The sequence below is a fragment of the Pseudomonas sp. P4_C8 genome (assembly GCF_056401975.1).
In genome coordinates, this window is record NZ_JBFUIH010000097.1 from 1 (window position 1) to 3,517 (window position 3,517).

The 3,517-nt window shown below is 60.0% G+C and carries 3 protein-coding genes; all 3 read right to left on the reverse strand.

What is annotated here, in order from left to right; genetic code table 11:
• Positions 1–1,138, reverse strand: a 1,138-nt coding sequence (locus tag AC1DWM_RS29950) for a phage tail sheath subtilisin-like domain-containing protein (protein ID WP_477796861.1), incomplete at its 3' end; no start/stop codon positions are given.
• 102 nt (positions 1,139–1,240) lie between these two features.
• Entirely contained in the window at positions 1,241–1,672 is a 432-nt protein-coding gene (locus AC1DWM_RS29955; RefSeq protein ID WP_477796862.1) for a tail fiber assembly protein, read from the reverse strand.
• On the reverse strand, positions 1,672–3,517 hold a 1,846-nt coding region (locus AC1DWM_RS29960; protein ID WP_477796863.1), incomplete at its 5' end, for a pyocin knob domain-containing protein. The genes AC1DWM_RS29960 and AC1DWM_RS29955, both read right to left, overlap by 1 nt.

Consider the following 3,517-nt stretch of genomic DNA (forward strand, 5'->3'; position numbering starts at 1 on the left):
TGATCCACTGATCGGTCACCTCCACGCGGAAGTTCGGGTTTTCAGCCGGCGGCACGTCGGTGAAACGGATGTTCCAGTACACCTTGCCGTCGCTCAGTTCGCTGGAAGTGTTCAGCTCTTCGTCGGCATAGACCTCGAAGTTGATGATGGCGCCTTGGTTCTTCAGGTCGCGCATGAAGGCTTGCAGGCCTTCGGTCACGTCCTTGACGTAGGTGGCGGTGATCGAGCGGTCCACCGCCCACTTGTGCGCGTAGAGGATGGCGTCCATGACGATGTCCAGCGTCCGCACGCGGGTGACAAACTTCCATTTCGCATCGCTGGACAGCGTGCGGTTGCCCCACAATCGGTAGCCGTCATCGCGAATGATCGTGGTGATGTTGGCGTTGTTCAGCACGTTGGCCCGGCAGGACGCATCGCCGTCGAGAAACTCGATTGGACGCGTGGTGCCGGTGATGCCGACAAACTCCTTGTTCGACGGCGAGGCCCAGAAACCGTAGGTGGCATCGGTCCAGGCAAACAGGCCGGCGGTCCAGGCTGAAGCGGGTGCGTTGACCGTGGCACTGGTTCCGGTGTCCCAGAACTGCACACCCGGATCGACCATGTAGGCGTGTTTGCTGCCGAAATTTTCGGCATAGGCGATCGCGGCTTCGTCGGTGGTGTTCGGCCCGTCGATGATGGCCATGGCCCGCATCTTGTCGCCCAGTGCCACCAGCTCGGTACCCACCGCCAGCGTCGACGAGTACCCCGGAGTCACCAACAACCGTGGCTGGGCGTTGAATTTGCTTTTACCGTTGAGCAACGCCTGCATGCCGGTACGGGTGCCGTCGGCCCAAACGCCGCCGATGATCGCCGACAACTGTTCGGCCGGATCCGTCAGTAGCGGCACACCGACAGCAACAATCACCGCTTTGGACCGCTTGAAAATCGCCTTGCAGTCCTGGGTGATCGCCGCATCCGGGCCCCAGGCGGCGACCGCTTCGCTTTCGCGGGTGATCAGCAGCAGTTCGTTGGCTGCGGCCGTGGCCGGCGGGCCCACGGTGAAGGTGTTGCACAGACCAATGATCGACGCGGACGGGGTGGCGATATGCCGGGCCCCGGTGTCCACCAGGGTCACGGTGACGCCGTGAAAAAAACTCATAGAGTGATACTCCAGAAATGAAAAAGCCCCGCATGGGCGAGGCTGGGGGAATGTTCGGTGTGCTAACTGACGGGAAACAAAACGCCCCGGCAATGCGGGGCGTCAGGGGGTCTGCAGATCCGGTTTATCCGGCCATTCAATCGTCCGGGGCCACCCCGCTTGCTGCGGTACTTCGTTCAGCTCGATGCGGTAGAACTTCCAGGCAGTTAACTGCTCGACTTGCTCGGCCGTGGCCACGCCCAGATCGAGCGCGTCCTGCAGCGGCGCCACCGCCAGGCCAGCTTCGTGCATCAGCCGTTGCTGCTGAGCCCGTGCCGCAGGCAACAAAGCCGCGTCCGAGGGCGGCGCATACGCGGCGATCTCGCCATACTCACCGGCGACCACACGCGCGTAGATCTCCGGGCCGTAACTGGTCGAGTCGTCGGGTGTGGCCGTGAAGGGAATAGCGCCCAGCTCTTTGGTGACCAGCACCAGGTTGATGGCCGTGTGTGCCACATCAGCCCATTGCGGGGTCAATACATGGGTGTAGCTCATCAAGCCACCCTCAAATAAATGGATACAGAGTCATCGGTTGAGTTGTCGGTGTTATTTAGGGCGCCCATCAACATCCAAGTACCTGCCGGTGGGCCTTGAGACGATAGGCCGTAAGCATCGCTGTAGAACAAATTGCCCCCGGCAGTAAGGGAGCCGGGAGCAATAGCACCACCAGCAGCAGCACGAAACATGCCGTAGGTGCCGACTTGACCAACACCAAAACCGGCGATGGAATAACGCACTCTTTCTGTGCCGATGGCATCGGTCCACATTGCGCCCATGTCAGCGGCATCAACCTGTACTTTAACTATGCCCAAAGCATTGCTATAGCCAATGTTAACTTTATTGGCGTCCTGACCCGCCCCCCCGCCTTGTTGCACGGGAGTAAAACCCAACAAAGGCTGATATGACGCTGGGTTAAAGCTAACCTCGGTCCAGATTTTTCCGAAATCGAACTCATCAACCTGTATACCGACATCGCCAGTATCAGGCCGATAGCCAATAAAAACTTTGTTGGTTGATTGACCCGTTCCCCCGCCTTGCTGCACGGGGGTAAAACCCAACGAAGACTGATATAACTCCGGGTCGAAGTTGGAAGTATCCCAACTGGTAGACCATGCGCCCCATGCATTGCCGTAAATAAGGGCACGCGTATAGAGAGTGCCGCTGCTATTGGCAATCATTAGTTGAGTGGTGACATCCACCCCTTTCATCACCAACAACGTTGAATTCGGGGCGCCAGCTGGAATATTCGGCCCCGTGGTTACCCGGTAAACCCCCGCATCCGTCAGGGTATCAATGTCGGTTCCATCCGGAACAAGGATGCCGCCCTGACCCCAGCCATATGCCCCTGCGAGCAGTACGTGGCCTGGGGTGTCATCTTGGGGAGAGGTTTGTTTAACCAGATTGCTGGAATCCCACAGGCTCTGCCAGTCGCCCCAGGTTCCGGTGGCAAAGTCCCCGGTTCGGTAACGGTAGGCGCTCGCGCTGTTCGCCACCCGCGCCTCTTGATAGGCCAGGTTGCCAAACGATCGTTCGATGTGGACCACCAGCCCATGATCACTGCCGGAGATGTTCGGACGGTTCAGGGTGTCGGCCRTATAGGTATAGGTGCCACCAACCTGCGCGGCGTTGAAGTCATCACCCGGTAAATTGGGGGCTACTCCTCCGACGCCAAATGCACCGTTGAGCAATACGCGCCCCGCCGTGAAGTCCCAGGCGTTCGACTGTTTAACCAGTGAGCCACTGTCCCACTGGGTTTTCCAGGCGGACCAGGTCGAACCGGAACCACTACCACCGCGCGTGAACAACACCCCGGTGTTGTATTGAATGACCAGCTGCAGCGTCACGTCCCGCCCATTGCCGACGATCAACGCGGAGTTGGTGCCGCCCGATGGCCCGTTTTCCGGTGTGCCTTCGATGCGATAAAAACCGCTGGTTCGGATGCTGTTGAGGTCAGTACCGTCCGGCAGGCTGATACCCGCCCCGCCCAAGCCAAAGGCGCCCACCTTCATCAGCGCATCCACCGTGGCATCGTCCAGATCGGATTGCACGTCCGCCGTCGCGGCCGTTCCCAGCCCAAGGTTGTCGCGAGCCTCAGCCACATCCTCGACATCAGCGAGATTTTCACTCACTGCCAGGGCATCGGTGATGCCGTAGCCGTCCAGGGTGGTCGGGTTGGTGCCAGCGATCACCCGCCCGAGGGCATCGACGGTGACACTGCGAAACGTGCCCACACCGACCCCACTGCCGCCCGCGATCATTTCAAACTGCAAACCGGTGGTGCCCAGGGTGATCGGCGCGTCGGTGACCAACTGCCAGAGGCTGTCGCCGTTGGTCGTACCC